Origin of the sequence: Rhodococcus sp. KB6, assembly GCF_001445685.1 — a bacterium.
GTDB lineage: Bacteria > Actinomycetota > Actinomycetes > Mycobacteriales > Mycobacteriaceae > Rhodococcus_F > Rhodococcus_F qingshengii.
Window position 1 is genome coordinate 213,303 of the sequence record NZ_LNAK01000102.1, and the last position, 24,901, is coordinate 238,203.

General features: G+C 63.7%; 25 protein-coding genes. 8 read left to right on the forward strand and 17 right to left on the reverse strand.

What is annotated here, in order from left to right:
- Positions 1-127 precede the first annotated feature (127 nt).
- The 5 genes from ASU23_RS33410 to ASU23_RS14680 form a co-directional block, all read right to left on the reverse strand.
- Positions 128-229: an AURKAIP1/COX24 domain-containing protein gene (locus tag ASU23_RS33410; protein WP_003402602.1), complete on the reverse strand. Its 102-nt coding sequence runs from the start codon at positions 227-229 to the stop codon at positions 128-130.
- A gap of 244 nt (positions 230-473) precedes the next feature.
- Entirely contained in the window at positions 474-686 is a 213-nt protein-coding gene (locus tag ASU23_RS14665) for a helix-turn-helix domain-containing protein (RefSeq protein ID WP_263284141.1), read from the reverse strand.
- Between the two features lie 150 nt (positions 687-836).
- The gene (gene proC, locus ASU23_RS14670; protein WP_003941923.1) at positions 837-1,652 is read right to left on the reverse strand and encodes a pyrroline-5-carboxylate reductase; all 816 of its coding nucleotides are present in this window, start codon (positions 1,650-1,652) and stop codon (positions 837-839) included.
- A 34-nt stretch (positions 1,653-1,686) separates the two neighbouring features.
- Entirely contained in the window at positions 1,687-2,532 is an 846-nt protein-coding gene (locus ASU23_RS14675; RefSeq protein WP_058038151.1) for a thioesterase family protein, read from the reverse strand.
- Positions 2,529-3,167 (reverse strand): MerR family transcriptional regulator, encoded by a 639-nt coding sequence (locus ASU23_RS14680; RefSeq protein ID WP_058038152.1) that lies wholly within the window; start codon positions 3,165-3,167, stop codon positions 2,529-2,531. Before ASU23_RS14680 ends, ASU23_RS14675 begins: the two co-directional genes overlap by 4 nt.
- A gap of 150 nt (positions 3,168-3,317) precedes the next feature.
- Between ASU23_RS14680 and ASU23_RS14685 the strand changes: the two genes are divergently transcribed.
- The 4 genes from ASU23_RS14685 to ASU23_RS14700 all read left to right on the forward strand — a co-directional run bounded on the left by ASU23_RS14685 (position 3,318) and on the right by ASU23_RS14700 (position 9,333).
- The gene (locus tag ASU23_RS14685; protein WP_003942051.1) at positions 3,318-3,941 is read left to right on the forward strand and encodes a TetR/AcrR family transcriptional regulator; all 624 of its coding nucleotides are present in this window, start codon (positions 3,318-3,320) and stop codon (positions 3,939-3,941) included.
- 155 nt (positions 3,942-4,096) lie between these two features.
- A complete protein-coding gene (locus tag ASU23_RS14690; protein ID WP_058038153.1) occupies positions 4,097-5,563 on the forward strand; it encodes a wax ester/triacylglycerol synthase domain-containing protein in 1,467 nt (488 codons plus the stop codon).
- A gap of 3 nt (positions 5,564-5,566) precedes the next feature.
- Positions 5,567-7,903, forward strand: coding sequence for a glycerol-3-phosphate 1-O-acyltransferase (locus tag ASU23_RS14695; protein ID WP_007735324.1), 2,337 nt, complete (start codon positions 5,567-5,569; stop codon positions 7,901-7,903).
- Positions 7,900-9,333 (forward strand): HAD-IB family hydrolase, encoded by a 1,434-nt coding sequence (locus tag ASU23_RS14700; RefSeq protein ID WP_058038154.1) that lies wholly within the window; start codon positions 7,900-7,902, stop codon positions 9,331-9,333. The genes ASU23_RS14695 and ASU23_RS14700 overlap by 4 nt, the downstream gene beginning before the upstream one ends.
- On the opposite strand, the gene ASU23_RS14705 is transcribed toward ASU23_RS14700, so the two are convergent.
- From ASU23_RS14705 to ASU23_RS14715, 3 genes are read right to left on the reverse strand one after another with little or no spacing between them, the layout of a single operon-like run.
- Complete coding sequence (locus ASU23_RS14705) at positions 9,313-10,197, reverse strand: sugar phosphate isomerase/epimerase (RefSeq protein ID WP_042923251.1); 885 nt, start codon at positions 10,195-10,197, stop codon at positions 9,313-9,315. The two genes, ASU23_RS14700 and ASU23_RS14705, sit on opposite strands and share 21 nt — an antisense overlap.
- 7 nt (positions 10,198-10,204) lie before the next feature.
- A complete protein-coding gene (locus ASU23_RS14710; RefSeq protein WP_058038155.1) occupies positions 10,205-11,323 on the reverse strand; it encodes a hypothetical protein in 1,119 nt (372 codons plus the stop codon).
- Positions 11,323-12,273 (reverse strand): Ppx/GppA phosphatase family protein, encoded by a 951-nt coding sequence (locus tag ASU23_RS14715; protein ID WP_003941975.1) that lies wholly within the window; start codon positions 12,271-12,273, stop codon positions 11,323-11,325. The genes ASU23_RS14710 and ASU23_RS14715 overlap by 1 nt, the downstream gene beginning before the upstream one ends.
- Before the next feature lie 66 nt (positions 12,274-12,339).
- Between ASU23_RS14715 and ASU23_RS14720 the strand changes: the two genes are divergently transcribed.
- Complete coding sequence (locus tag ASU23_RS14720) at positions 12,340-13,125, forward strand: hypothetical protein (protein ID WP_003941928.1); 786 nt, start codon at positions 12,340-12,342, stop codon at positions 13,123-13,125.
- Between the two features lie 87 nt (positions 13,126-13,212).
- Here ASU23_RS14720 and ASU23_RS14725 read toward each other — a convergent pair whose 3' ends face one another.
- The 8 genes from ASU23_RS14725 to ASU23_RS14760 all read right to left on the reverse strand — a co-directional run bounded on the left by ASU23_RS14725 (position 13,213) and on the right by ASU23_RS14760 (position 21,704).
- Complete coding sequence (locus tag ASU23_RS14725) at positions 13,213-13,902, reverse strand: response regulator transcription factor (RefSeq protein WP_003942020.1); 690 nt, start codon at positions 13,900-13,902, stop codon at positions 13,213-13,215.
- Positions 13,899-15,134: a cell wall metabolism sensor histidine kinase WalK gene (locus tag ASU23_RS14730; RefSeq protein ID WP_058038156.1), complete on the reverse strand. Its 1,236-nt coding sequence runs from the start codon at positions 15,132-15,134 to the stop codon at positions 13,899-13,901. The genes ASU23_RS14725 and ASU23_RS14730 overlap by 4 nt, the downstream gene beginning before the upstream one ends.
- 162 nt (positions 15,135-15,296) lie before the next feature.
- Positions 15,297-16,052 (reverse strand): phosphoglyceromutase, encoded by a 756-nt coding sequence (locus ASU23_RS14735; RefSeq protein WP_003941992.1) that lies wholly within the window; start codon positions 16,050-16,052, stop codon positions 15,297-15,299.
- 46 nt (positions 16,053-16,098) lie between these two features.
- Positions 16,099-17,700, reverse strand: a complete 1,602-nt coding sequence (locus ASU23_RS14740; protein ID WP_058038157.1) for an AMP-binding protein — start codon at positions 17,698-17,700, stop codon at positions 16,099-16,101.
- A gap of 139 nt (positions 17,701-17,839) precedes the next feature.
- Complete coding sequence (locus ASU23_RS14745; protein WP_047268888.1) at positions 17,840-18,337, reverse strand: YbjN domain-containing protein; 498 nt, start codon at positions 18,335-18,337, stop codon at positions 17,840-17,842.
- A complete protein-coding gene (gene mshA / locus ASU23_RS14750) occupies positions 18,334-19,662 on the reverse strand; it encodes a D-inositol-3-phosphate glycosyltransferase (RefSeq protein WP_058038158.1) in 1,329 nt (442 codons plus the stop codon). Before mshA ends, ASU23_RS14745 begins: the two co-directional genes overlap by 4 nt.
- Positions 19,663-19,704: 42 nt before the next feature.
- Entirely contained in the window at positions 19,705-20,532 is an 828-nt protein-coding gene (locus tag ASU23_RS14755; protein ID WP_058038159.1) for an alpha/beta fold hydrolase, read from the reverse strand.
- Positions 20,478-21,704 (reverse strand): MFS transporter, encoded by a 1,227-nt coding sequence (locus ASU23_RS14760; RefSeq protein ID WP_003942019.1) that lies wholly within the window; start codon positions 21,702-21,704, stop codon positions 20,478-20,480. The genes ASU23_RS14755 and ASU23_RS14760 overlap by 55 nt, the downstream gene beginning before the upstream one ends.
- A gap of 111 nt (positions 21,705-21,815) precedes the next feature.
- On the opposite strand from ASU23_RS14760, the gene ASU23_RS14765 reads away from it, so the two are divergent.
- The 3 genes from ASU23_RS14765 to ASU23_RS14775 all read left to right on the forward strand — a co-directional run bounded on the left by ASU23_RS14765 (position 21,816) and on the right by ASU23_RS14775 (position 24,047).
- Complete coding sequence (locus tag ASU23_RS14765; RefSeq protein WP_003942001.1) at positions 21,816-22,589, forward strand: PIG-L family deacetylase; 774 nt, start codon at positions 21,816-21,818, stop codon at positions 22,587-22,589.
- A 64-nt stretch (positions 22,590-22,653) separates the two neighbouring features.
- The gene (locus ASU23_RS14770) at positions 22,654-23,046 is read left to right on the forward strand and encodes a PaaI family thioesterase (RefSeq protein WP_042452984.1); all 393 of its coding nucleotides are present in this window, start codon (positions 22,654-22,656) and stop codon (positions 23,044-23,046) included.
- Entirely contained in the window at positions 23,043-24,047 is a 1,005-nt protein-coding gene (locus tag ASU23_RS14775; RefSeq protein ID WP_058038160.1) for a tocopherol cyclase family protein, read from the forward strand. The genes ASU23_RS14770 and ASU23_RS14775 overlap by 4 nt, the downstream gene beginning before the upstream one ends.
- On the opposite strand, the gene ASU23_RS14780 is transcribed toward ASU23_RS14775, so the two are convergent.
- Positions 24,013-24,882: a LysR family transcriptional regulator gene (locus tag ASU23_RS14780; protein ID WP_058038161.1), complete on the reverse strand. Its 870-nt coding sequence runs from the start codon at positions 24,880-24,882 to the stop codon at positions 24,013-24,015. The genes ASU23_RS14775 and ASU23_RS14780 overlap by 35 nt on opposite strands.
- Between the last annotated feature and the right edge of the window lie 19 nt (positions 24,883-24,901).

Consider the following 24,901-nt stretch of genomic DNA (forward strand, 5'->3'; position numbering starts at 1 on the left):
TGACTACCCAAATTTCGGCCATTCAAGACAAACCGCCCAGCCAATGAGACGTGGCACACATCGCTTCCCCCCGAATATGTTGATGCCCGCCACCCCGGAAGGGGTGGCGGGCATCAACAGGTACTGCTTATTTACCGAGTTTCCTGCGCTGTACTCGGGTACGACGAAGCAGCTTGCGGTGCTTCTTCTTCGACATGCGCTTGCGACGCTTCTTGATCACTGAACCCATAGCGGGTGTCCCTCACGTTCTTCTCTAGCGTTCCTGCGCACGCCGGTCACGTACGCCTGCGCCAAGCAATTGGCGCCTGGCCCTCGTTTTAACTAGCTCAGCGCCTTACGACACCAGCTTGCTGGTACGACAGTGACTCATCGTACCGGTGTGGAGTCACTCGGCATAAACCGAGCCTCCGGCACAGCAACCGCTGTGCCCGCGACTCGGCTCACGCCGAGGTCATCCTCTTCGAACCGGCTGGTCAGCCGGCATCGAAGTACGAGGTTTCGAGGTAATCGTGCACTGCCTTCGCATGTACACGGAACGAACGGCCCACTCGTACAGCGGGCAATTCGCCACTGTGTACCAACCGGTACACAGTCATTTTCGACACCCTCATCAAAGTTGCTACCTCAGCAACAGTGAGGAATTGCGTGCCGGCCACTGCCGGCTTTCCGTCGTGGGACGAACCCATGGACGGCTTGTTTGCAGACACCATTAATCCACATACCTCCAGCACGACTCGCGCCGCCGGCTTCCCCTCCGGCGGAACAGACACGTACGTACTAAGTCGAGCTTAGCTGTACTGGTGGGGTTAAAGCGACGGGTGTGGCTAAACGGACGACTAATCCGCAGCTGCACCCATTGCGGCCGAGCGCGACTTGGCGGCATCCAAGGCATCGAAGAACGCCGTCCGCAGGCCGCCCGCTTCGAGCTGACGCAGTGCCGCAGCCGTCGTTCCGCCCGGTGACGTCACCGCGGCGCGAAGATCCGTCGCGCTGTCGCCGGTGCGATCGAGCATCGCTGCGGAACCGACCATCGTCTGCACCACCAATTCGGTAGCGACCGGGCGCGTCAGGCCGAGACCGACTCCCGCGTCGATCATCGCTTCGGCGACCAGAAAGAAGTAGGCCGGGCCGGAACCGGAGACAGCCGTGACCGCGTCGATCTGCGATTCGGGAACCGTGACCACCTTGCCGACGCTGCCGAGGATGCCGCGTACGAGCTCGAGATGCTCGGCCTTGACGTGCCGTCCGGGCGAGAGCACGCTCACGCCCTCCCCGACCAACATGGGGGTGTTCGGCATGACGCGGATGACCGGGAACCCTGCGGGCAGACGCGTTTCGAAGAATCCCGTGGGGATTCCCGCCGCAAGGGAAACGATCAATTGTTCGAGGTCGCCGTCCAGATCGACCTTCGTCAACGCCGTGAGCGCTGACTCGACGTCGTTCGGCTTCACCGCGATGACGATGACGTCCGCACCCTCGGCGGCATCGGCGACCGTGCTGACGCGGATGGAGTATTCGGCGATCAATTCGTCTGCGCGAGGCTGATATTGCTCGGCGACGACCAGATCCTTGATGGCGTGGCCGGCCTGCAACAGCCCGGAGATCAGCGCCTCGCCGATCTTGCCGCCACCGATAATCGCAATTCTTGTCATGGCGAACAGCCTGCCACGACCGCAGCGATCGACCCTAGCGGGGCATCATCGCCAATTGACGACTCTGGACGACGACTGCGCCCGTCGAATCGAGAACAGCATGATCCTCTTCGAACCACGTGCTGCCCAGAACATCCGAGCTCGCCCGCACGCGAAGCCATCCCGGCGTCGGCAGTCGGCGCAGGTACGTCGTCAACTGCACAGTCGGCGCCCACCCGAACAGGCCGCGGTTCATCGTCACCGGCGCGCTGATGTCACCCGCCATGATCGCGAACAGCACAGCGGTGTCGAGGTCGTTTTCGTCCTCGGGTCGAGGACGGACCCACATCCTGACCTCGGCCTCGCCTTGGCTGCCGGTCAGGAAGTGTGCCGAGGTGGTGTCGATTCGCATGTCGCAACCCTGACCGACATGCACGACCTGCGCCATCGGGTGATCGCCGATGACTGCCACCGCACTCTCCGGCGGTTCCGGTGACATGTCGTCGATCGACGAGGCCGTGACGAAGGTGGGGTCGCCGTCATCGAGGAATCCGAGCGTGACCGCCGCGCGAACAGCGCTGCGGCCCGCCTGGCTCAACTCGACGTCTAATAACGCGACCTGGCGTCCCTGCTTTCGGACGATCACCTCCAGTTCGACTTCACCCGGATCTGGGGCCGACAGATAGTTGGCGCTCACTGCGAGTGGCTGCATCTTCAGAAGCGAGTCGTTCTCACCTGCGCCGTCTCGCAGACATTGACGCGCTGCAGCGGCGCACACAGCCATCATGGAGCCGCCGTGCACTTTCGGCCCGATGGTCCAGATCGAATCGATCGTTGCGGTGTATCGCCCGTCGCCGAGCGAGGTGAGGCGATTGAGATCTTGAAAGGGACTGGTGCTCATCGATTTTCCTGTTCGGTGCTTTCTCGGTGTTGCGGGAAATGTCGTGCGGCCAAATCTTGGTGCGCCAGGCGTCGCAAAGCTGTCAGGACGGGTTCGTACATGGCGGTTCCGAGGACCGCATAGCGAATGCCGTCCTCGGTCGAACTGGTAGGCATCAGCTCGATTTCCACTTCGGCAATCCCTCGGATGTGGTCGCCGTAGGCGCGCAGGCGCTCGTCCGAGAGACTCAGTCCTGCATCCTCGAGGCCGATCAGTGCCCGCTCGAGGTGCGCGACCGCCACGTACCTCGGCTCGAAGACCTGACCGAGAAACTCCAGAACCTTGCGAGCTCTGGGGAACTCTGGATCCGGTTCAGGTTCGACGTACGGGGGTAGTTGCGCGATTGCGCGGCCGAAAGTCTCGAATTCGGATCGCTCGTCACTGTCCACCAGTTCGAGCACCGCGCGAATCCGTGGAATCGCGAGTCCCGCCCCGGCCAGGGCCCTGATCAACGCGAGTCGCCGGACGTGCTGTTCGCCGTACCTCGCTCCCGTTGCGCTGGTCGGCTCACCAGGCATCAGCAGACCTTCACGGAGGTAGTACTTGATAGTGGCCAGTGCAACGCCGGACTGTGCGGCCAGTTCGGAAACCTTCACCGCTCCTCCGTCCAACTCGCTCGACCCATTACTGGATAGTGATGCTATCCAATGATGGCCGAGCATCGGTAAGGAGGACACGCCTTGCGCTAGGGTTGAACCTTCTTTGCGCACATCACCAGAAATTTCCGAACGGAGCGAACAGGCGGAATGACGGATTTGCAGTCGGAGGCTCAGCCCGACGAACAGTGGCGCATCGTGGAACCACTGACGCTGACTCCCCTGCTCACCGCCGCACTCGAGGTGTTCCACGAACTCGGTTACCACGGAGCGTCGGTTCGTGACATCGCAAAACGTGCCGGTGTCACCGTGCCGACGCTGTATTACCACCACGGCAACAAACAGGGCATCCTCGTCGCGCTGATGGAACCGGGCATCGAGAACGTCACCGCACGCGCGAGCGCTGCGGTCGACGCTGCCGGACCGTCGCCGACGGCACAGTTCGGCAATCTCGTCGAGGCGTGTGTTCTGCACATGACCAGTCGCTCCGACATAGCCTTCCTCGATTCCGAACTGCGGTACCTCGAGGACGCGGAACGAAAGAGCTACGCCGCCAAGCGAAAGAAGCTCGAGAACCTACTCGTCGACGTACTGACGGCAGGCGTCGAGAGCGGTGAGTTCACGGTCCCGGACATCACCGGAACGGGCCGTGCACTACTGGGAATGTGTCAGTCCGTCGTCCTCTGGTATCGACTCGACGGACCGCAGACTCCGCGCGAAGTCAGTGTTCTCTACCGCGAGATAGCCCTGAAAGCCGTCGGCGTCACTTCTTGAGCACTGAACTTCCCGGCATGTCCGATTAGCCCTTAACTGACGAACGTCACACCTGTCGGCTGACACCGAAACCGGGACGCGCCCACGGTCGCGGGTCCACACTTAGAAGCAGAGATGCGCGGGGTGGATCCGCAGACCGAGGGAGTTCTTGACGTATGGCCAACAGCAATCCATTTGTTCCTCCTAGCGCGGTCGACGTCGACCTTTCCGCGGTCGCCTGGGGGGCGAACCGCACGATGTCCGACTTCGAGACTGGAATGTGGCGGATGGAAGAGGCGCAGCCGCAACTGCGCTCACCGATCGTTGCGGTAGAGGTACTCGATCGTGCCCCGGACTGGGATCGACTTCTCGACGCAGTCGAGTGGGCATCGCACGTGGTTCCGCGTATTCGTATGCGAGCAGTGGAACCGGCAATGCAGCTGGGCAATCCGGTGTGGTCCGTCGATCCCGAGTTCGACATCGGCTACCACCTACGACGCGTCCGCCTACCTGCACCGGCGGACTTCGATCACGCACTGCGCATGTGTCGTCACCTTGCGACGGAACCTTTCGACAAGGCTCGACCGCCGTGGAGCGCGCTGCTCATCGAAGGTCTCGACGACGGTCGCGCCGTGTTCGTGGTCAAGACTCACCACTCCATCACCGACGGCATGGGCGGCATCCAGATGATGACGCTCCTGCACAGCAGACGCCCGGACCCCACTCCGAACAAGCCCGACCGCACACCGCCTGCTCCTGAGCATCTGTCATCGGTGGGCGCCTTCGGCGAGGAGGTCGTCAGCGAGATCCGGCGTGCGCCCTCGCGTATCGCCAAGCTGGTCCGCGGTGCCACCAATGTTGCGACCACGGCGATCTCGAGTCCGATCACGACGGCTTCCGAGGTCCTCGGTTACGCCAATTCACTCCGCAAGATCGTCACTCCCCCAGCTCGTTCCGGTTCCCCTCTGCTCCACGATCGTGGTCTCGGACGGTGGTTCGGAACTCTCGAAGTGGGTGTTCCCGAGCTCAAGGCCGGAGCAAAAGCTGCCGGCGGCTCACTCAACGACGCTTACGTCGCCGCATTGCTCGGCGGCTTCCGTCGCTACCACGAAGCCTTCGGACAGTCCGTCGACAGCATTCCGATGGGTATGCCGATCAGCATGCGTACGGGCGCAGACGCCAACGGCGGCAACAGGTTTGCAGCCGTTCGCTTCAACGGCCCGGTCTCCGAAACCGATCCGGCCAAACGCATCAGGCAGGTGCGAGAGATCGTTCTGAGTCTGCGTGAGGAACCGGCGTTGGACGCTATCGACGTCGCCGCCCCGATCCTCGCCCGCCTGCCGAATTATCTACTCGCGAACTGGTATCTGTCACAGTCGACGGGTCTGGACCTGCAGGCCAGCAACGTCGCCGGCGTACCGGTACCGGTCTATCTCGCCGGAGCGAAGATCGAGCGGATGTTCCCGTTCGGCCCGGCGCCCGGTTGCGCGGCAATGGCGACACTGGTCTCCCACGTCGGGGTGTGCTGTATCGGAATCAATCTCGACACCGCTGCGATCACAAAACCCGCGCTGCTGATGCAGTGCTTGCAGGAGAGCCTGGACGAGATCGTCGCTCTCGGAGTCACAACGGAAGGTGCGTGAGTCATGAGCGAGAACACGACCAACCCGCGCGTGTACCTCACCGAAACCATGACAGAGGCCGAAGCCGGCGTGCTGCGAAAGTGGCTTGCCGACAAGGCAAGCTCATCCGAAACTCGGCCGGTCACCGTCAACATCACCGACAAGACCCTGGCAGAACTGGCGGCACGGACCGACGACCCGATGCTCGCACCGCTTCGCGTGGTGTGGATTCCGGACACCCATACCAAGCACAACGTGGCGGTGCGACTACGTGATGCGCTGGCACCACGCGATCCTCTCCACCCCGGACGCGGTGCACAACGCAGAACCCTGCGCACCGACCCCTCACGGTGCCAGGTCATCGAAGGTGAACCCGCACCACTGAGCGATCTCGAGCGTCGCCTCGAAAAGAGCGGTGGCGGTTCGCTACCGGAGTTCATCCGACGGCAGGCCGCTCTGGCACTCGAACGCGCCGAATTGGGCCTACTGGGTGGCCAGTACAAGGTGTCGCGGTTCGTCGTCGACGAGATCACCGACACCCGCCGATTCGCCACCGAGGTCATGGCTTTGGCCGACCGGTTGAACATCGCCGTCGCCGAAGTCGATCGCCGCGCACGTGAAGCTCTCGAAGAAATGGTTGCCACCCAGAGTCGCCAAGCCATCGCGGTGTGGGATCGCCTGGGCCGCTACTTCGCTCGCGCCTACAAGCTGGACGTGGACACGAGCCGCTTCGAGGAACTCCGTGAGCTGAACAAGGAACACTCACTGGTCTTCCTCCCCAGTCACCGTTCGTACCTCGATCCCCTCGTCCTGCGTCCGGCGTTGATCGCGAACGGCTTGCCGCTCAATCACGTCATGGGCGGCCTCAACATCAGTTTCTGGCCCATGGGCTCGATCCTCAAGCGCAGCGGCACCGTCTTCATTCGTCGAAGCATCGGCAACGACGAGGTCTACAAGTGGTCGATGCACGAGTACATGCGCTATCTGCTGACCAAGCGCTTCAATCTGGAGTGGTACATCGAAGGTGGACGCGGACGTACCGGGAAACTACGCCCGCCGCGCTTCGGTCTCCTGACCTACCTGACCAAGGCATTTCAGGTCAGCGGAGCGTCCGACGTGTACCTCGTCCCGGTTGCGCTGAGCTACGACCAACTCTACGAGGTCGGGGCCATGGCTGCCGAGGCGCTCGGCGCCGAGAAGACACCGGAAGGCCTGCGCTGGATGGTGGGTTACGTACGCGCCCAGGGAAAGCGCAACGGTGTCGCGCACGTGACCATCGGCCGGCCGCTCTCACTCGCGGACGCACTCAGCCAGGAAACCGATCAGCGCCTCGCCATTCAGAAGGCCGGCATCGAGGTGTGTCACCGCATCAACGAGGTCACCCCGGTGACCGTGTCTTCACTGGCGATGTTGGCGTTCCTCGGAATCGAAGACCGGGCGTTGACAGTTCGCGAACTCACCGCGATTCTCACGCCGCTGTTCGGCTACATCACCGCGCGAAATCTTCCGATCGCCGGCGACGTCGAACTGTCCGATCCGCGTGTCATCGAGAAGGCATTGCAGACACACGTCGATTCCGGGGTGCTCGAGCGCTTCGATCGGGGCGGCGAGCAGGTCTTCTACCTCGGCAAGGACCAGCATCTTGTCGCTGCCTTCTACCGCAACAACACGATTCACTTTCTTGTCGTGCGTGCCATCACCGAACTCGTACTTCAGGCAGCCGTCGAAGAGCGGTTCGAGGACCCCATCGGGGACGGGTGGGCAGAGGCCAAGCGCATCCGAGATTTGTTGAAATTCGAGTTCTTCTTCAGTGACCGGGACACGTTCGAGCAGGAGATGCGGACCGAGCTGACGCTGATCGACCCCGAGTGGGAAACCGTCATGGCCGACGACAAACGAACCGAGCACATGATCGAGACGGTTCGCCCGTACCTCGCGCACCGCGTGCTCCAACCGTTCCTCGAGGCGTACCAGGTTGTCGCCGATCAGCTTGTGCTCGCGCCGATTTCGACATCGTTCGACGAAAAGTCGTTCATCAGCAACTGCATCGACGTCGCACATCAGCGTCGACTGCGGCAGCAGATCGCCAGCAACGAATCCGTCTCCGGCGAATTATTCGCCACCGCACTGAATTTGGCGCGCAACCGTAACTTGATCGAAGTCGACGACGACGGAGTCCGGGCCCGGCGCCTGGCATTCGCTGCCGAGATCAAGGTTCAGGTCGAGCGCCTGCGTCACCTTCGCGCACTCGCGCATGCACGACTCGATCAGGTGGCGATGCCGGTACCGGACGCCGCTGCGGTAGTGACCATTCCAGAAGCAAACCGAGCGCCCGCCGCGAACGAGGAAGTAGGACTGTGACCGGACTCGAGCGTCTGCACTCCGCCATCGAAGCCGCCCCGCCCGGGCCCGGAACGATCGCCGCCTTCGACCTCGACGGCACCTTGATCAGCGGGTACTCGGCCAGCGTTGTGTACCGAGACCGCCTGCGACGCTTGGATATCAGCGTCGGCGAACTCTTGCGCACCACCGGTGCCGCGATCGACACCCAATTCCGCGGTGCTGACGTCGGAGCACTGATGGACATCGGCGTTCGAGCCTTGGGCGGCCGTACCGTCGAGGAACTGAACGACTGGGGCCGACGGCTGTTCAAGCAGGAAATCGCCGCGATGATCTACCCGGAAGCCCGCGGGCTACTGGCGGCACACCGGCGAGCCGGCCACACGATCGTGATGGCTACGTCGGCGACTCCGTTCCAGGCCAAGTACGTCGCCGAAGATCTCGACATCGAAGACGTGCTGTGCACCGAACCCGAAGTCGTCGACGGCATGCTCACCGGCGAACTGTCTTCGCCCGCACTGTGGGGGCCGGCCAAGGCCAATGCCCTTGCAGGCTATGCCGAGAAGATGGGCGCCGATCTGAAGAACGCGTTTGCGTACTCCAACGGTGTCGAAGACGTCTTCATGCTCGAGGCCGTCGGGCGACCTGTCGCGTTGAATCCCGATCGTGGTCTGGCCAAGATCGCGTTGCGCAATCACTGGCCTTCGGTCAGCCTGCGTAAACCGCAACGAGGCGCAACACCGATCTCCACGATCCGAACGGCGACGGCCATGGGCGCGCTTGCTGCCACCGCCGCCCTCGGTGCGTCGGCAGGCATTGTCACCGGGAACCGTCAACTGGGTGCGAACCTGGTCGGCACGTACGGCCCCGACATCTCGCTCTCACTGCTGGGCATCGACGTCGAGATCGACGGCGAGCACAACGTGTGGGATCACCGCCCGGCGGTGTTCATGTTCAACCATCAGAGTTCCCTGGACATGTTGGTCCTGGGCACCGTGATCAAGCGTGACGTGACCGGCGTCGCGAAGAAGGAAGCGGCAAGCGATCCGCGGTTCATGCCCGTCGGTGCACTGCTCGACGTCGCCTACATCGACCGCACCGACACCACGAAGGCGAAGGCTGCACTGCAACCGGCAGTCGACAAGCTGAGGAATGGTGTCTCGATAGTCATAGCTCCGGAGGGCACCCGTTCTCCGACGCCACGTCTGGGCCCTTTCAAGAAGGGTGGATTCCACTTGGCGATCCAAGCCGGTGTGCCGATCGTGCCCGTGGTGATTCACAACGCGGGTGAACGGATGTGGCGCAATTCGCTTGTCGCCCATCCAGGCCCGGTCTATGTCTCGGTGCTCGATCCCATCTCGACCGAAGGCTGGGAGACCAAAGACCTCGACGCACAAGTCGAGAAGGTGCGCGCGCAGTTCGAAGCTGCGCTACTTGCCGGCCACCGCTGAGCGTGCCAGGTGCTCGCGTGCAAACGCGAGCGCCTGCGCCAGCATCGACGACCGCTCCCGCCGGGTGCGCGCGTTCTGTGTGTTGATCTCGATGACTGCCTGGCCGCTGAATTCGCTCGCAGCCAATTGCTGACACAACTCCGCGCACGGCTGTGAGCCATGCCCCGGAATCAGGTGCTCGTCCATCGACGCCCCGCGACCGTCGGCCAGGTGCAGGTGCTCGAGCCCCTTGCCCATACGGGAGGCCAACTCCAGGGCATCCATGCCCGCCGTCGCGGTGTGCGACAGGTCGAGTGTGTAGTGAGCATGATCGGAATCGGTCGGGTCGTACGACGGACTGAACGCGGACAACGCTGCCCCTGGACCGCCACGTTTACGCAGACGCTCCGCGGACTTGTCCTTGCCGCCGAAGAAGCTGTCGGCGCGCATGGGGAACATGTTCTCCACCGCCACAACGACGCTGCTCTTCGATTCGAGTTCGACAACCTGTTCCGCGAAGCCTTCGGCGTACTTGCGCTGCCACCGGAACGGCGGGTGGACGACCACCGTCGTCGCTCCCAAGGTTTCGGCGGTGCGCACCGAACGCTCGAGCTTCTCGACCGGATCGGAACCCCACACGCGCTGCGAAATCAGCAGACACGGCGCATGCACCGCCTGCACCGGAATGGCGTACTTGCGAACGAGGGCGGCAACAGCACCGATGTCCTGACTCACGGATTCGGCCCACACCATCAGTTCGACGCCGTCGTATCCGAGATCAGCGGCGTAGCGAAATGCCGCTTCCGTGTTCTCCGGATATACCGAAGCCGTCGACAGGCCGACGGCTATCGGCCGACGAACCATGCGCTGCGATCCCCCGATCATCGTCCGATCAACCCGAGGTCAACAAGAACGCCAGTGGACCGAGCGTCACGATCATGCCGACGACCACCGCGATCACGAAACTCGTGATGTCGTCCGTCTTCCGCAGAACCCGCACGACAGCAACCAGGCCGACGATCACGATCAGCGCGAGCACCAACGCCACCCACGGCAGCATGTCCCACAGCTTCTCGAAGCCCTTGAACATCGCGCCGCCGACGATCAGTGCAACAACCACCTGACCGGCAAGCACTGCCCATTCACGGATCGAGTTACGCTCGCCTGCCTCTTCCGCTGCCGGTTCGGTTTCGACATCGGACTCCGCGGCGGCACTGGACTTTTTTGCACCGTCATCGACAGCCGGCGCCTTGACCAGATCGACAACAGCGGTCGATTCGGCCTCGCCGGCATCCGCGTCTGCGATCTTGTCGATCAGTTCGGTGCTCTCTTCCGGCGCGGCCGGAGCAGGAGCAGTCGGTGCAGGTGCCTTCACGACGGGAGTGGGGACACGCGGCGGCAGGATCGGCGGACGCAACGACGGCGACTGCGTTGCGGCGCGCTCCTGACGCATCAGGTCGCCCGCCAGGGTCTGACCCGACAGCAGGGCTGGTTCCTGCGTTACCTGCGTCGGTGACGAGGAGTTGAGCGGTGCCCGGCTCACCCACTGCCCGGGCGAGGACTTCGAGGTCTGTCCCGGCGAAGGTGTGGAAGTCGGCTTCGGAGTGGTGACCGGCGGCGCAGCAACCGGCTTCGACTCACCCTTGGGTGCCTGCGGCTCGTCATCGTCATCGTCGTCGTCGAACGAGACGGCGAAGGCTGCGGTGCGATCGGCGGGAACCTTCGGTGCCGGTTCGGCTGACTTGGCGGTTTCCGCGACAGCCTCGGCCGGCGCTGAAGGTGCAGAGTTTTCCGGCGCAGCGGCTTCGGGCTGGGCTGCTGGTTCGTCGGACTCGGGCTCGGCGGCCGCGCGCGATCCCGACTGGCGAACGATCGGGATCTCACCCGTCAGTTCGGCGACGGAGATGCCACCGGCTACGCCGCGCCGGCGTCGTCCACCTCGGGATTCGACGCTCTGACCGTTCCGCTTGAGCAGTTCCGCTACGGAAATCTGCTGACTGTCCTCGGTCATCAAGCACTCACCACCAATTCACCGCCCATTTCTGTGTCGAGCTTTCGCAGAATCAGACCCTCACGCAGTGCCCAGGGACAAATTTCCAGTTCGTCCACTCCGAGCGCCCGCATGGTTGCCTCTGCGATGAGCGCGCCGGCCACAATCTGCTGTGACCGATCCGAGCTCACTCCTTCCAATTCTGCACGGTCCGCCGCCGTCATCCTGGATATGAAGGCTATGAGTTGCCTGAGTCCGCTGGAAGTCAGGGTCCGTTTTGCCCGGGGGCCTGCGGCAGAAGGGGCCGCGCCGGTGAGCCGAGCCAACGATCGGAAGGTCTTCGAAGTCCCGACCGTGCGGTCCCAGTCGCCGGCGGCGCGCAGTTCCTTGGCTGGTCCGACCAACTCCGCGTCCAGCCAGTCGCGCAACACAGCGACCCGGCGCTTGCCCGGCGGATCGGCCTGTAGCCAGTCGCGCGTCAACCGTCCGGCACCGAGTTGCAGTGAGAAGGCGACGTCCGGATCCTCGTCACCACCTGCGGTGAGTTCGAGCGAGCCGCCGCCGATGTCCAGGTTCAGGATGCGTCCGGCGCTCCAGCCGTACCAGCGGCGCACGGCCAGAAAGGTCAAGCGGGCTTCGTCGACCCCGGACAGAACCTCGAGGTTGACTCCGGTCTCGGCGCGGACGCGGGCGAGTACGGCTTCGGAATTGTTGGCGTCACGGACCGCGGAAGTGGCAAAAGCCATCATTTCCTCGCACCCGGACGTCTTGGCGATACCGGCGAATTCGGAAACCGTCGAGACCAACCGATCGGCTCCTGACGTGGTGATATCGCCGCGGTCGTCGGTGTTCTCTGCCAGCCTCAACGTGGACTTGGTCGAGCTCATGGGTGTTGGGTGGCCGCCCCGATGGGCGTCCACAACCAATAGATGGACGGTATTGCTTCCGACGTCGAGTACCCCTAGTCGCACATCGCCACGTTACTGGGTCTACGGTCGGCCCTTGTGACAGCAGGTAACCCAGACCGGTCCCACAAGATGACTCCGAGCCCCGAGGTCGATCTCGATTTCCCGCGCGAATGGGTCGAATTTGTCGATCCGGATAACTCCGAACACCTCATTTCCGCTGATATGACGTGGTTGCTCTCGCATTGGACCTGCGTGTTCGGCACGCCGGCGTGTCAGGGCATCATCGGAGACCGCCCGGACGACGGTTGCTGCTCGCACGGCGCTTTCCTCTCCGATCAGGAAGATCAGGACAAGCTCGATGCGTCAGTGAAAATGCTCACAGCCGAAGACTGGCAGTTCATGGAAAAGGGTCTCGGCAAGAAGGGCTACGTCGAAGAAGACGACCTCGAGGACGAGCCCGCGCTGCGCACCCGCCGCTACAAAGGAGCGTGCATCTTCCTCAACCGGCCGGGTTTTGCCGGAGGCGAGGGCTGCGCTCTGCATTCCATGGCGCTCAAGAAGGGCATCGAGCCGCTCGAGGTGAAACCGGACGTGTGCTGGCAGCTACCGATCCGCCGCACCCAGGACTGGGTCGACCGGCCGGACGGCGTCCAGATCCTCAAGACCACGATCACCGAGTACGACCGCCGCGGCTGGGGTGAGGGCGGCGACGACCTCGCGTGGTACTGCTCCGGCTCCCCCGACGCTCATGTCGGGGAGCGGCAGGTCTGGCAGTCCTACGGGCCCGAGTTGACGGAACTTCTCGGAAAGCGCGCGTACGACGAGCTGGCTCGCCTCTGCAGGCGTCGCGCGGGCCTCGGCCTCATCGCAGTCCATCCGGCGACCACGATCGCTCAGAACAAAGCTCAGGGCTGACTCCGCCTGAACAAAAAGAATTCAGCCGCTCACACGATCGTGTGAGCGGCTGAATTCTTCTCGACATTTCTTCTCGACGAGGTTCGATCACGCTTCGAGCTTGTAACCCAATCCACGGACCGTGACCAGATGTTCCGGCTTGGCCGGATCCGATTCGATCTTCGAACGCAACCGCTTCACGTGTACGTCAAGGGTTTTGGTGTCACCGACGTAGTCGGCGCCCCAGACGCGGTCGATCAACTGTCCGCGGGTCAGCACCCGACCGGAGTTGCGGAGCAGGTACTCGAGGAGATCGAACTCCTTGAGCGGCAACGTCACCGGGTTACCCGCGACCTGCACGACGTGGCGCTCGACGTCCATCCGTACCGGTCCGGCCTCGAGCACCCCGTTGTCGGAGGCGAGGTCCGCCTCGTTCTCCACCCCGCGGCGCAGCACCGCACGGATGCGAGCGATCAGCTCACGCGCCGAATACGGTTTGGTCACATAGTCGTCCGCACCGAGTTCCAGTCCGACGACCTTGTCGATCTCACTGTCACGCGCCGTCACCATGATGACGGGGACGCCGGAGCGCGACCGCAGCGCCTTGCAGACGTCCGTGCCACTCATGCCGGGCAGCATGAGGTCGAGCAGGACGATGTCCGCTCCGGAGCGATCGAATTCCGCCAACGCCGACGGTCCGTCGTTGACGATGGTGGTCTCGAAGCCTTCCTTGCGGAGCAGGAACGCCAGCGGGTCCGCCAAGGACTCCTCGTCCTCCACGATCAGCACACTCGTCATCGTTTGGCCTCCATGCCGTTTTCTCTACTGCCTTGTTCTCGTCTGCCGATCCGCGTGGAACCGGCGGTTCCCGCGTTGTCAGAGTCGATGTCGTCGTCCGACTCCACGTGTGCCGGTATCTGCAACGTGAAGGTAGACCCTGTACCCGGTTTGCTCCACAGTTCGATGGAGCCGTTGTGATTGGCCGCGACGTGTTTGACGATCGCCAGCCCCAGACCGGTTCCACCGGTCTGCCGTGACCGCGCCTTGTCCACGCGGAAGAATCTCTCGAACACTCGCTCCTGGTCCGCTTTCGCGATGCCTTCTCCTCGGTCGGTGACTGCGATCGCGACATTGTCGCCGCGTACCGACCGACTGACGGAAACCGGAGAACCCTTGGGCGAGTATGCAATAGCGTTCTCGATGAGGTTGGACAATGCCGTGACGAGGAGAGTCTGATCCCCGAGTACTTCCAGCCCACTCGGATGGTCGGTGGTGACCGTGATCCCGGCGGCCTCGGCCGACAGATTCGACCTCGACAGTGCTTCGGACACCACGGTGTCGACGTCGACCACGTCGAGATCCGGCAGCTTCTCGGCACCTTGCAGACGCGAGAGTGCGATCAACTCGGTGACCATCTTGCCCAGACGAATCGACTCACCGAGCACCCGTTCGCCGAAGTGGCGCACCGATTCCGGGTCGTCAGCGGACTCGAGCAGCGCCTCCGCGAGCAGGCTCATCGCACCGACCGGCGTCTTGAGTTCGTGGCTGACGTTCGCGACGAAATCGCGTCGGGTCGCCTCCATGCGGACCTGCTCGGAATCGTCGTCGGCGAACAGGACCACGAAGTTGCGATCGTCCTTGCTGAGCAACCGGGCCGTGCCACGTACCGCGATCTTGTCGCGGCCCCGCTGAGCGGTCTGCGCCGTCAGATCGACCTCGACGGGTTGACCCGTCCGCAGAACTTCCTGAGCAGCCCGCCAAGCTCGCTCGTCGACCAGACGATTCTTGACGAGACCGAGTTCCTCGGCGCGAGGATTGAAGAGCACGACGTCGTGAAAACCGTCGACGACGGCGATACCGCTTTCCGAAGCCAACACGATGAGGTCGAGAACCTGGGACATCGTGAGCCCGGTCTGTTCGTCCGAGCGCTGACTCTGGCGCGACGACAGCCTGGGTACCAGCACCCCGCCGACGAGGTAGCCGACCAAGCCGGCGACCACGACCAGCAGCACTGCAATCACGACACTCACGGCGCAATCGTACGTTCGCGCGAAGAGTCGGTTACGGCGGGTTCGGACGTTCCCACCCGTGTAATCCGCCAGGTGGACGGCGTTGGTTCGTCGTTCATCTGCTGTTGGCCGAGGCCCCCCGAAATCACTGTTCGGGGGGCCTCGACGCACATCATCGGGTTGCTACTTTCCGCCCTGATTCGCCACCGCGGCGGCGCCGGCAGCTGCGGCCTCCGGATCCAGGTAGGTGCCGCCGGGATTGAGCGGCTTCAGGTTCTCGTCGAGGTCGTAACGCAGCGGGATTCCGGTCGGGATGTTCAGGCCCGCGATGTCCTCGTCCGAGATGCCGTCGAGGTGCTTGACCAACGCACGCAGCGAGTTGCCGTGCGCGGTGACCAGCACGTTCCGACCGGCGAGCAGCTCCTGGGAGATGGTGTCCTCCCAGTACGGGATCAGACGCTTGACGACGTCGAGCAGGCACTCGGTCAAGGGAACCTCGTCGAGGTTCGCGTACCGGGGATCGGTGTCCTGGCTGTACTCGCTGCCGGCTTCGATGGCGGGCGGCGGGGTGTCGTAGCTACGACGCCAGAGCATGAACTGCTCGTTTCCGTACTCTTCCTTGGTCTGCGCCTTGTTCTTGCCCTGCAGAGCGCCGTAATGACGCTCGTTGAGACGCCAGTCGCGCACTACCGGGATCCAGTGGCGATCGGCGGCGTCGAGCGCGAGGTTGGCTGTGCTGATCGCGCGGCGCAGCAGAGACGTGTAGAGAACGTCGGGCAACAGGTTGTGCTCGGCGAGCAGTTCGCCGGCGCGCTTGCCCTCGGCCATGCCCTTGTCTGTCAGGTGTACGTCCACCCAGCCGGTGAACAGATTGAGTGCATTCCATTCGCTCTCGCCGTGGCGGAGCAGGACCAGGGTTCCGATACTCATGGCGTTCATCCTGGCACGAGTACCGGAACCCTTCTTGATCAACCCTGTCCGGAAATCAGCTCGGGGCAACTTCCGCAGTTCGCAGATCCTTGCGGAGGATCTTTCCGGCCGCGGATTTCGGCACGGTGCTGATGAACGAAACCTGGCGGACCTTCTTGTGCGGCGAGACGCGCTCGGCGACGAAGGTGATCACGTCGGCTTCGGTCAACTCGGCGCCGTCCTGGAGCACCACGAATGCCTTCGGAACCTCTTCGCCCTCGGCGTCGAGCACGCCGATCACTGCGGCGTCGGCGATCTGCGGGTGGGTCAGCAGCAAGGCCTCGAGTTCCGCCGGGGGAACCTGGTAGCCCTTGTACTTGATCAGTTCCTTGAGGCGGTCGACGATCTTGACGACGCCGTCGCCGTCGACGGTCGCGATGTCACCGGTGTGCAGGTAACCGTCGTCGTCGAGGGTGTCCTTGGTGGCCTGGTCGTTGCCGAGGTAGCCGAGCATGATGTTCGGGCCCTTGCACCACAGTTCGCCGGGCTCGCTGACGCCGTCCGAGCCGAGAGGCGGGTACGCGACCTCTTCGCCCGTTCCGGGGTCGACGAGCTTGCATTCCATGTTGGCGATGGTCGGACCGCAGGTGTCGAGCGCGATGTCGTCGCGGTCGAACGGGATCGCGTGCGAGACCGGGCTCATCTCGGACATGCCGTAGCCCTGGCGGACGTGGCAGTTCAACCGGTCGGCGACGGCCTTGCCGAGCGCCGCGTCGAGCGGGGCCGCACCGGAGAAGATGGTGTGCACGCTCGAGAGGTCGTACTGATCGACGAGCGGATGCTTGGCCAGCGCGACGGCAACGGGCGGTGCGACGAAGATGTACGTCGACTTCTGCTCGGCGACGATCCGCAGGAACTCGACGAGATCGAACTTCGGCATCGTGATGAGGCTCGCGCGGCGATAGAGCGCAGCGTTGAGCAGGACCGTCATGCCGTAGATGTGGAAGAACGGCAGGACCGCGAGAATCTTGTCGTCGGTCTCGATGCCCATCCGCGGAATGATCTGGCAGACGTTGGCTACGAGGTTCCGATGGGTGAGCATGACCCCCTTGGGTCGGCCGGTGGTGCCCGAGGAGTACGGCAGCACCGCGAGTTGGGTGGCCGGATCGAAGGAGACCTCCGGCGCCGCTGCACCCTCGCCGAGCAGATCACGCAGCGACAGATGGCCTTCGGCCCCGTCGAGCACGAAGACGTTCTCAGCCGGGATACCGACCAGGTCAGCAGCGGCCTTTGCCTGCGGCAGGAGCGGCGAGACGGTGAAGAGGAACTTTGCCTTGGAATCGGTGAGTTGCTTGGCGATGTCCTCGGCGGTGTAGAGCGCGTTGATCGTGGTCGCGACGCCACCGGCACGAAGGATGCCGTGGAAGACGGAACCGAAGGCCGGGACGTTGGGCGAATGCAGCCCGACCACGTCGCCGACGGCGAGTCCGCGCGCTGCGAGAGCGCCTGCAACGCCGTTGATCTGTGCGATCAGCGAAGCGTATGTGGTGACTGCGCCCGAACTGCCCTCGACGAATGCCGTCTTGTCGAGGTCTGCGGGGTCGGTATTTCCGAACAGGAAGTCGTAGACGCTGAGGTTGGGGATTTCAACGTCGGGGAACGGACTCTTGAAGCTCACTGTGCTCCTCGAAAAGTTGCGCGGCGGGGTGGTGTGACCAACTTACTGTGACTCACGGGAACAGTATTATTCCGTGACGACAGTCACAAGTAAAGGTCACTTTACGTGACACATTCGCGATGTGTCTCACCCCGCTCGATCAGCTCTGCGCGGGCTCTTCCTCGATGAGGTGCTTGAACGGTTCGAGATTCGCCAGCGACTCGCCTCGCGACACCCGCCACGCCCACTCACGCTTGATGGACGAGGAGAAGCCGAGTTCGAGGATGACGTTGAAATCGCCGTCGGCGGCTTCGAGAACCTGACCGAGCACTCGGTCGAGTTCATCGCCGGTCACCGCATGCTCCGCGATCTTGCCGACGAGGTAGATGTCCCCGACCTTGTCGAGTGTGTACGCCACCCCGTACAGACGACGGTTGCGCTTGAGCAGGAACTTGTAGACGCCTTCGAAGTTCTCGTCCACCTTGCGGCACACGAAGGCCTCGACCCGCACACCGTGATTGCCGACGGTGAGCAGAGTCGACGTCTTGAGTTTGTGTTCACCGGGAAGTTCGACGATGAAATGCGCGTCGTCTTTTCTGGTGAAGTCGAGTTCGCGCTCGGTGAGAGCCTGCTCGATGGTGTCCGAAATGCTGCTCATGTACGCACTCCCCCGGTCCGGCGCAGACGCCACAGACCCCGCGCACGGCGGGGCGAGAAGTCGCTGGGACCGGTTCCGTTGTTGTAGTTGACTGCGGCTTTGCGATAGCTCTCGAGCAAACCGTCCGCGGTGTGTTCCCACGAGAAATTTCCGGCGTGACGCGGTGCCTGCGCGGCGAGTTCGGTCAAACGCGTCGGTGCTGTCACCAAGGATTCGAGGGCGCCGGCCCAGTCTTCGGTGCGGTGTCCTTGAACCAGCAGGCCTGTCTCCCCGTTGCGTACGGCTACTCCCAGTCCGCCGACGTCGGCGGCGATCACGGGAGTTCCGCAGGCTTGAGCTTCGATGGCGACCAATCCGAAGGACTCCGAATAGCTCGGCACCGCAACCAGATCCGAGGCACGGTAGACATCGGCGAGACGCTCAGGAGCCTGCGGCGGCAAGAACGTCACCTGCGCGGTGATGCCGAGTGAGCGTGCCAGTTCGATCAGCACGTCCGGCCGCGCGAGGCCAGTTCCCGACGGCCCGCCGACGACGAGGATGCGCAACGGCAACTCGGGGCGACGGCTGATCACTTCGGCGGCAGCACGCAGCAGAACGTCCGGTGCTTTCAGAGGTTGGATCCGGCCGACGAAAGTCACGACGACCTCGCCCGGGTCCAACCCCAACGACGCGCGGGCGGAATCGCGATCGCCCGGGCGGTAGCGGGTGAGATCGGCGCCGGGAGCCACGACGTCGATACGCGTGGGGTCTGCGCCGTACAACTCGTGCAGCGCCTTGGCTTCGTCGGTGGTGTTGGCGACCAGGCGATCGGACTCGGCGACTACTTGCTGCTCGCCGATCTGACGTGCTGCCGGCTCCGGGGTGTCTCCCTCGGCAAGCGAAAGATTCTTCACCGCCGCGAGGGTGTGGGCGGTGTGTACGAGGGGCACGCCCCAGCGGTCGCGGGCCAGCCAGCCGACCTGACCGGACAACCAGTAGTGCGAGTGAATCAGGCTGTAGTACCCGGGCTCGTGGCGCGCTTCCTCCCGCAGAACTCCTGCGACGAAGGCACACAGTTGAGTCGGCAGATCCGCCTTGTCCAGCCCTTCGAAGGGACCAGCAGCAATGTTCCGAACCCGCACTCCGGGAGCGGCGTCCACCACAGGTGCGTCGGCCGAGGACGTCGCGCGGGTGAATATCTCCACCTCGACGCCACGTTTGGCGAGCTGAATGGCGGATTGCAGAACGTAGACGTTCATCCCACCCGCGTCACCGGTGCCGGGTTGCGCCAATGGCGAGGTGTGGACCGAGAGAACGGCCACCCGGCGAGGGCGCGAAATGTGCATGGGCGTCACGACTCCATACTGCCCCCTCACCGGGCGCGAACTCTAACCGAGGCTCGAGATGAAGGTTCGCACTTCGGACACGAATCGTGTCGGATCCTCCACGAACGGGCCGTGATTGCAGCCTTCCCAGTACGACGCCTGGGACTTGGGAATCAGTTCCTCGGCGTGCTTACCTGCGCTCACGTCGACGACGGAGTCCTCGGTTCCGTGCAGAACGAGAACGGGGATATCCAGGTTGCGGAGCAAGTCGTCGTGACCGACAGCACGGTTGAACAGTGCTGCGCGCACCCGCGGACGCGTCGAGAGGCTGTACCCGAACAAGGCCTGCGACGCTGCACCCTTGCCCTCGGGTGGGCCGGTGAGAGCATTGCCGAAAGCGCCGAGTGCACGGATCGCCTCGCGGGGATCTTCGGACATCGCGCCGGGAACTGCGCTACGCATCGCCGAGCCGACCTTGCCACCTTTTTCGCCGCGCCCGATGCTGGTGATCGCCCCGACCAGAACCGCACCCGCCACCGCGCCGGTGCCGTGCGCTGCCAGGTAATCGCAGATCACCAGACCGCCGTACGACCAGCCGAGCAGGATCGCGTTCTCGGTGACGCCTTCGGCCGCAAGAACAGCCGCGACGTCGCCGGCCCAGTTCGCGGAATCGTCGTATCCGGATTCGGGCGCATCGGAGTAACCGTGGCCGCGCAGATCGACGGCGATCAGCCGATAGTCCGCGGCCAGGTCCGCGAGGACCTGCTCGCCCCAGCACTGCGAGGACTGAGCCCAGCCGTGCAGCAACACCAGCGGGGTCCCCGCCGAATTTCCGGTTACTCGATAGACGATGGACGTGCCGTCGACGCTGACGGCTTCACGAATAGACATGCCGTCACGATAGAGGCTGCGACTGCGGCGCCGACGGCGAGCATGTAGGCCGACGGGACGCCGTAGCGATCGATCAGCTGTCCGGCCAGCGCAGACCCGAGCGCCACGCCGACGCCGAGGCCGGTAACCGTCAGGGTCATTCCCTCGGTGAGCTTTTCCGGTGGGACGATCTGTTCGACCAGGGCTGTCGCGATGATGAGCGTCGGTGCGATGGTCGCGCCCGCCAGCACGTAGGCACCCGCAAGTGCGGCCACGTTTCCGACCAACAGAAGCGGGACGCTGAGAACGGCGACCGCCGAGGACGCGATCATCAACTGCCCGCGCAGCGATCGCGCCGGGTGCATCGACCCGAAGATCAGTCCCGCGATTCCCGAACCGCCGGCGAACAGCGCGAGGACCAGCGTCGCCGACCCCGGCGAATTCTGTTCCTTGGTGAACGCGATGGCGCCGACGTCGATGACGCCGAAGATCGTTCCGAGCATCACCATGATCACGATGACGATCCACATCACGTGGTTACCGAGAACCGATCGTCCGCGGCCGGGTCGACGCGGATGCACCTTCGGTTCGGTTCCGCGCTGTATGACCAGCAGCAGGGTTCCGGTGACCAGCAGGATCAACCCTGCCAGTGGTCCAGCCTCGGGGAAGAGCCCGATGCTCAGACCTACCGATATGACCGGGCCCGCCACGAAGCAGAGCTCGTCCACCACCGATTCGAAGGCGAAGGCGGTGCGCAGCTGAGGTTTTCCGACATAGATCGCCACCCACCTGGCGCGAATCATCGCGCCGATCGTCGGAGTGGCGCCGCCGGGGACGACCAGAACGAACAGCAGCCAGTCGGGAGCTTCCATCCGGACTGCGAGCAGGAGCGCCCCGATCGCGGTGACGCTCACGGCTGCGGCAATCGGCAGGACCGCTCGCTGTCCGAAGCGGTCGACCGCACGCGAGACCGCGGGCGCGATGATCGCCGACGAGAGCGCAAAAACCGCGGCGAGCGCGCCGGCGAGCGCGTAGTCACCACGAAGTTGCGAGATCATCGTCACGATTCCGATACCGATCATGGCGATCGGCAGCCTTGCGACAAATCCGGCGGCCGAGAAGGCGACCGATCCGGGGGCGGCAAAGATCTCGCGGTAGGCGCTCAGCAGGCCTTTGTTGGTGGATTCGCTCATGTCAGCTTCTCGTGCACTGAACAAGGTTCACAGAGCCGAGGCCGACTCGACAAATCGTTTTCACTGTGCGCTCGGGTTGACCTGTCGGTAACTTGCCTTACGATTGCGCGAATGAGTGTCCTGGTGTGTTTCCACGCCCATCCCGATGACGAAGTTTTCACTACGGGCGGCGTGATGAGAATGGCCGCCGACGCAGGTCACCGCGTCGTAGTCGTCACCGCTACCGACGGTGCTCTCGGTGAATTCCCCGACGGACTGTTGGACGAATACGAGACGTTGGCTCAGCGCCGCAGCCGTGAGCTCGAGGCGTCCACCGACGCGTTGGGTGCCAGTCGCGTCGTGTCCCTGCACTACCCGGATTCGGGGATGGTGGGTACGCCCGAGAACGAGAATCCGGAAGCGTTCTGCAACGTCGACGTCGAGAAGGCCGCCGAGCGTCTGGCCGAGGTTCTTCGTGAAGAGAACGCCGATGTCCTGACCATCTACGACCCCAACGGCGGATACGGCCACCCGGATCACATCCAGGTCCACCACGTCGGCGTTCGTGCTGCAGAACTCGCGGGCACGCCGTTCGTCTACGAGGCGTCCACCAACCGCGATCACATGAAGATGCTGATGCAGGCCAACCCCGAGTGGACCGAGGAGGCGCAGCCGCCGGACATCGAATCGTTCGGGCTTCCGGCTGACCAACTCACCACCGCGGTCGATGTCAGTTCGGTGATCTCGTCCAAGCGCGCGGCCATGTACGCGCACGCAACGCAGGTCGGCGATTTCGGCCCGTTCCTCGAAATGCCGACGGAGCAGCTCGCCGCGGCATTCGGCACCGAGTGGTTCCGTCGTCGCAACGCGCCGGAAGGGCTGTCGGAAACCGCCCTGCCCCTGTGAGTCACCGCCCTCGATAAACCGAAGTCCCGACGGAGGTTTCGGCGGCTCGTTAACATCGGTAGGCATGGACCTCGAACAACTTGTCGCGAGCATGCCTTTTGCAGTTCACACCGGAATTCAGTTGGACAGCGCGGCACCCGAACAGGTTGTCGGCCATCTGGATTGGGACAGCCACCGCACCACCGCCGGCAACGGAATGCACGGCGGCGCCTTGATGACGCTGGCAGACAGCGTCGGCGCCGTCTGTGCATTCCTCAATCTGCCGCCCGGCGCAAGTACGTCCACCACCAGTTCGTCGACCGTGTTCACCCGCGGGGTTCGTAAAGGCACGGTCACCGCAACTGCCCGTCCATTGCACGCGGGACGCAGCACCATCGCGGTCGTGACCGAGATTCGTGACGACGAGGGCCGCCTCGTCGCTCAGGTCACCGCATCACAGGCAGTATTGGGACCGTGAAGCGTCCCGCGTACCGCGCCTCGGGTGGCACCCTGCCGTACGGCAATCTGCTTGCCTCCCATGACGTTGCGATGGAGGGTTACTTCTGGCGATTCACGATGCCAGAGAGCGGGCGGGTGGTGATTGCGCTCGCCGGAATCAACAAGTCCGACGGCGGCAACTGGTCGACGCTCGGTCTCGCGGCACATCCAGGCGGATTCCTCCGTACTGCTGAGCACCCGAGCGGATCGGCCGATCCCCGTATCCTGGGGGCCTACGCCGACAACGCTTTCCGCGGCAATGCCGATCGACTCCAGGTCGATTTCGGCGACAGTCATCTCGACGTGCGGATCAGTAGTCAGCGATTCTGGCCGCACCGCCGCTTCGGGGGATCGAGTTACTTCCAATCAATTCCCGCACTCAATCAGTACTGGCATCCGTGGCTGCTCGGCGGCCGGGTCGAGGGAAGCGCCGTCATCGACGGGCAGAGCTGGGATCTCACCGGAGCGCAGGTGTACGGCGAGAAGAACTGGGGAAAGGGAGGATTCCCGGAATCCTGGTGGTGGGGACAGGCACAGGGGTTCACCGGTCCTCGAGCCTGCGTGGCGTTTGCCGGCGGACAGGTCAGCGCCGGACCTCTGCGCACCGAAGTCACCGCCGTCGTTGCCGCGCTACCGGACGGAACGGTATTGCGGCTGGGTAATCCGCTGACGTCACAGGTGGAGACGACGGTGTCCGACGATCGCTGGACTCTTCGCGGCTACAGCCGGAAGTGGAGCGTCGACATCGACGGGACCGCGCCCATCGCCGACGCACACATCCTTCCTGTTCCGATACCTGCCGAGCGTCGAAACGTGCCAGGAGCGCTCGAGCATCTCGGTGGAACCATGTCGGTCATCGTCCGCCGGCGCGGCACCATCGTCTGGAAGGACAGGTCACGGTTGGCCGCTCTCGAGCACGGCGGATTGGATCGGGCGCAGGCCGAACTCACTCGGCGGGAACAGCTCTCGCAAGATCGATGAGAGCAGAGGCCGCCGGATTCTTGCCGCCCGACGAACGCCAGACCAATTCCAGCCGAGATCGTGCTTCCGGTTCGAGATCGATCCGATGCAACTCCCCCACTGTCGACTCCGGAAGCACGGCCATTCCCAGCCCCTGCGCTGCCAATGAAACGATGATGCCGAGGTTGCTTGCCTCGAGCGCAACCGTCGGCTTGGTGCCGGCTGCGGCGCACGCGAAGTCCAGACACGTTCTGATGCCGGTTCCCTCCGGCAGACAGATGACCGATTGCGTCGCGAGTTCGGCAAACGGCAGAGACGACACCTCGGCCAGCGGATGATCCGCCGCCACTCCGGCCACCAGTCGTTCGTCGGTGATCACCCTCGATTCGAGCCCTTCCGGCAGCTTGCCCGCCACCCCGATGACGGCTATGTCGAAGGTTCCGTCCAACACTCCGGCAAGCAAACTGCGCGAATCGTCCTCGGCCAGCGAAATGTCCAGTCCGGGGTGTTTGTTGTGCAACCGACTGAGCAGATCTGTGAGGTCGGCGGAAGCGCAGGCGGTAACCATCCCGACCGAAACGGAACCCCGAACCAGTCCGTTCAAGGCATCGACAGCGTCGCGGGTGCTCTGAACGGAAGCGAGTGCAGCGTAGGCGTGCGGGAGGACAGCTCGCCCGGCGTCGGTCAGACAAACGGTTCGACCACTACGATCGAGCAATTCCTGCCCCAACTCACGTTCCAGCCGTTTGACCTGCGCACTCACACCCGGTTGGGCTACGTGAAGCCGCTCGGCGGCGCGAGTGAAATTAGCTTCCTCAACGACAGCGACAAAGTACTCGAGTTGCCGAAGTTCCATAACTGCTAATTCTAGCTGC

What these genes read in the sequence shown, in the direction of transcription:
- ASU23_RS14745 (WP_047268888.1), bottom strand. Translation starts at nt 18,337, where the DNA reads ATGAGCAGCATTTCGGACACCATCGAGCAGGCTCTCACCGAGCGCGAA.
- ASU23_RS14770 (WP_042452984.1), top strand. Translation starts at nt 22,654, where the DNA reads ATGGACCTCGAACAACTTGTCGCGAGCATGCCTTTTGCAGTTCACACC.
- ASU23_RS14675 (WP_058038151.1), bottom strand. Translation starts at nt 2,532, where the DNA reads ATGAGCACCAGTCCCTTTCAAGATCTCAATCGCCTCACCTCGCTCGGC.
- ASU23_RS14720 (WP_003941928.1), top strand. Translation starts at nt 12,340, where the DNA reads ATGACTCCGAGCCCCGAGGTCGATCTCGATTTCCCGCGCGAATGGGTC.
- ASU23_RS14685 (WP_003942051.1), top strand. Translation starts at nt 3,318, where the DNA reads ATGACGGATTTGCAGTCGGAGGCTCAGCCCGACGAACAGTGGCGCATC.
- ASU23_RS14765 (WP_003942001.1), top strand. Translation starts at nt 21,816, where the DNA reads ATGAGTGTCCTGGTGTGTTTCCACGCCCATCCCGATGACGAAGTTTTC.
- ASU23_RS14780 (WP_058038161.1), bottom strand. Translation starts at nt 24,882, where the DNA reads ATGGAACTTCGGCAACTCGAGTACTTTGTCGCTGTCGTTGAGGAAGCT.
- ASU23_RS14725 (WP_003942020.1), bottom strand. Translation starts at nt 13,902, where the DNA reads ATGACGAGTGTGCTGATCGTGGAGGACGAGGAGTCCTTGGCGGACCCG.
- ASU23_RS14690 (WP_058038153.1), top strand. Translation starts at nt 4,097, where the DNA reads ATGGCCAACAGCAATCCATTTGTTCCTCCTAGCGCGGTCGACGTCGAC.
- ASU23_RS14760 (WP_003942019.1), bottom strand. Translation starts at nt 21,704, where the DNA reads ATGAGCGAATCCACCAACAAAGGCCTGCTGAGCGCCTACCGCGAGATC.
- proC (WP_003941923.1), bottom strand. Translation starts at nt 1,652, where the DNA reads ATGACAAGAATTGCGATTATCGGTGGCGGCAAGATCGGCGAGGCGCTG.
- ASU23_RS14755 (WP_058038159.1), bottom strand. Translation starts at nt 20,532, where the DNA reads ATGTCTATTCGTGAAGCCGTCAGCGTCGACGGCACGTCCATCGTCTAT.
- mshA (WP_058038158.1), bottom strand. Translation starts at nt 19,662, where the DNA reads ATGCACATTTCGCGCCCTCGCCGGGTGGCCGTTCTCTCGGTCCACACC.
- ASU23_RS33410 (WP_003402602.1), bottom strand. Translation starts at nt 229, where the DNA reads ATGGGTTCAGTGATCAAGAAGCGTCGCAAGCGCATGTCGAAGAAGAAG.
- ASU23_RS14705 (WP_042923251.1), bottom strand. Translation starts at nt 10,197, where the DNA reads ATGATCGGGGGATCGCAGCGCATGGTTCGTCGGCCGATAGCCGTCGGC.
- ASU23_RS14735 (WP_003941992.1), bottom strand. Translation starts at nt 16,052, where the DNA reads ATGAACGCCATGAGTATCGGAACCCTGGTCCTGCTCCGCCACGGCGAG.
- ASU23_RS14695 (WP_007735324.1), top strand. Translation starts at nt 5,567, where the DNA reads ATGAGCGAGAACACGACCAACCCGCGCGTGTACCTCACCGAAACCATG.
- ASU23_RS14710 (WP_058038155.1), bottom strand. Translation starts at nt 11,323, where the DNA reads ATGACCGAGGACAGTCAGCAGATTTCCGTAGCGGAACTGCTCAAGCGG.
- ASU23_RS14665 (WP_263284141.1), bottom strand. Translation starts at nt 686, where the DNA reads ATGGGTTCGTCCCACGACGGAAAGCCGGCAGTGGCCGGCACGCAATTC.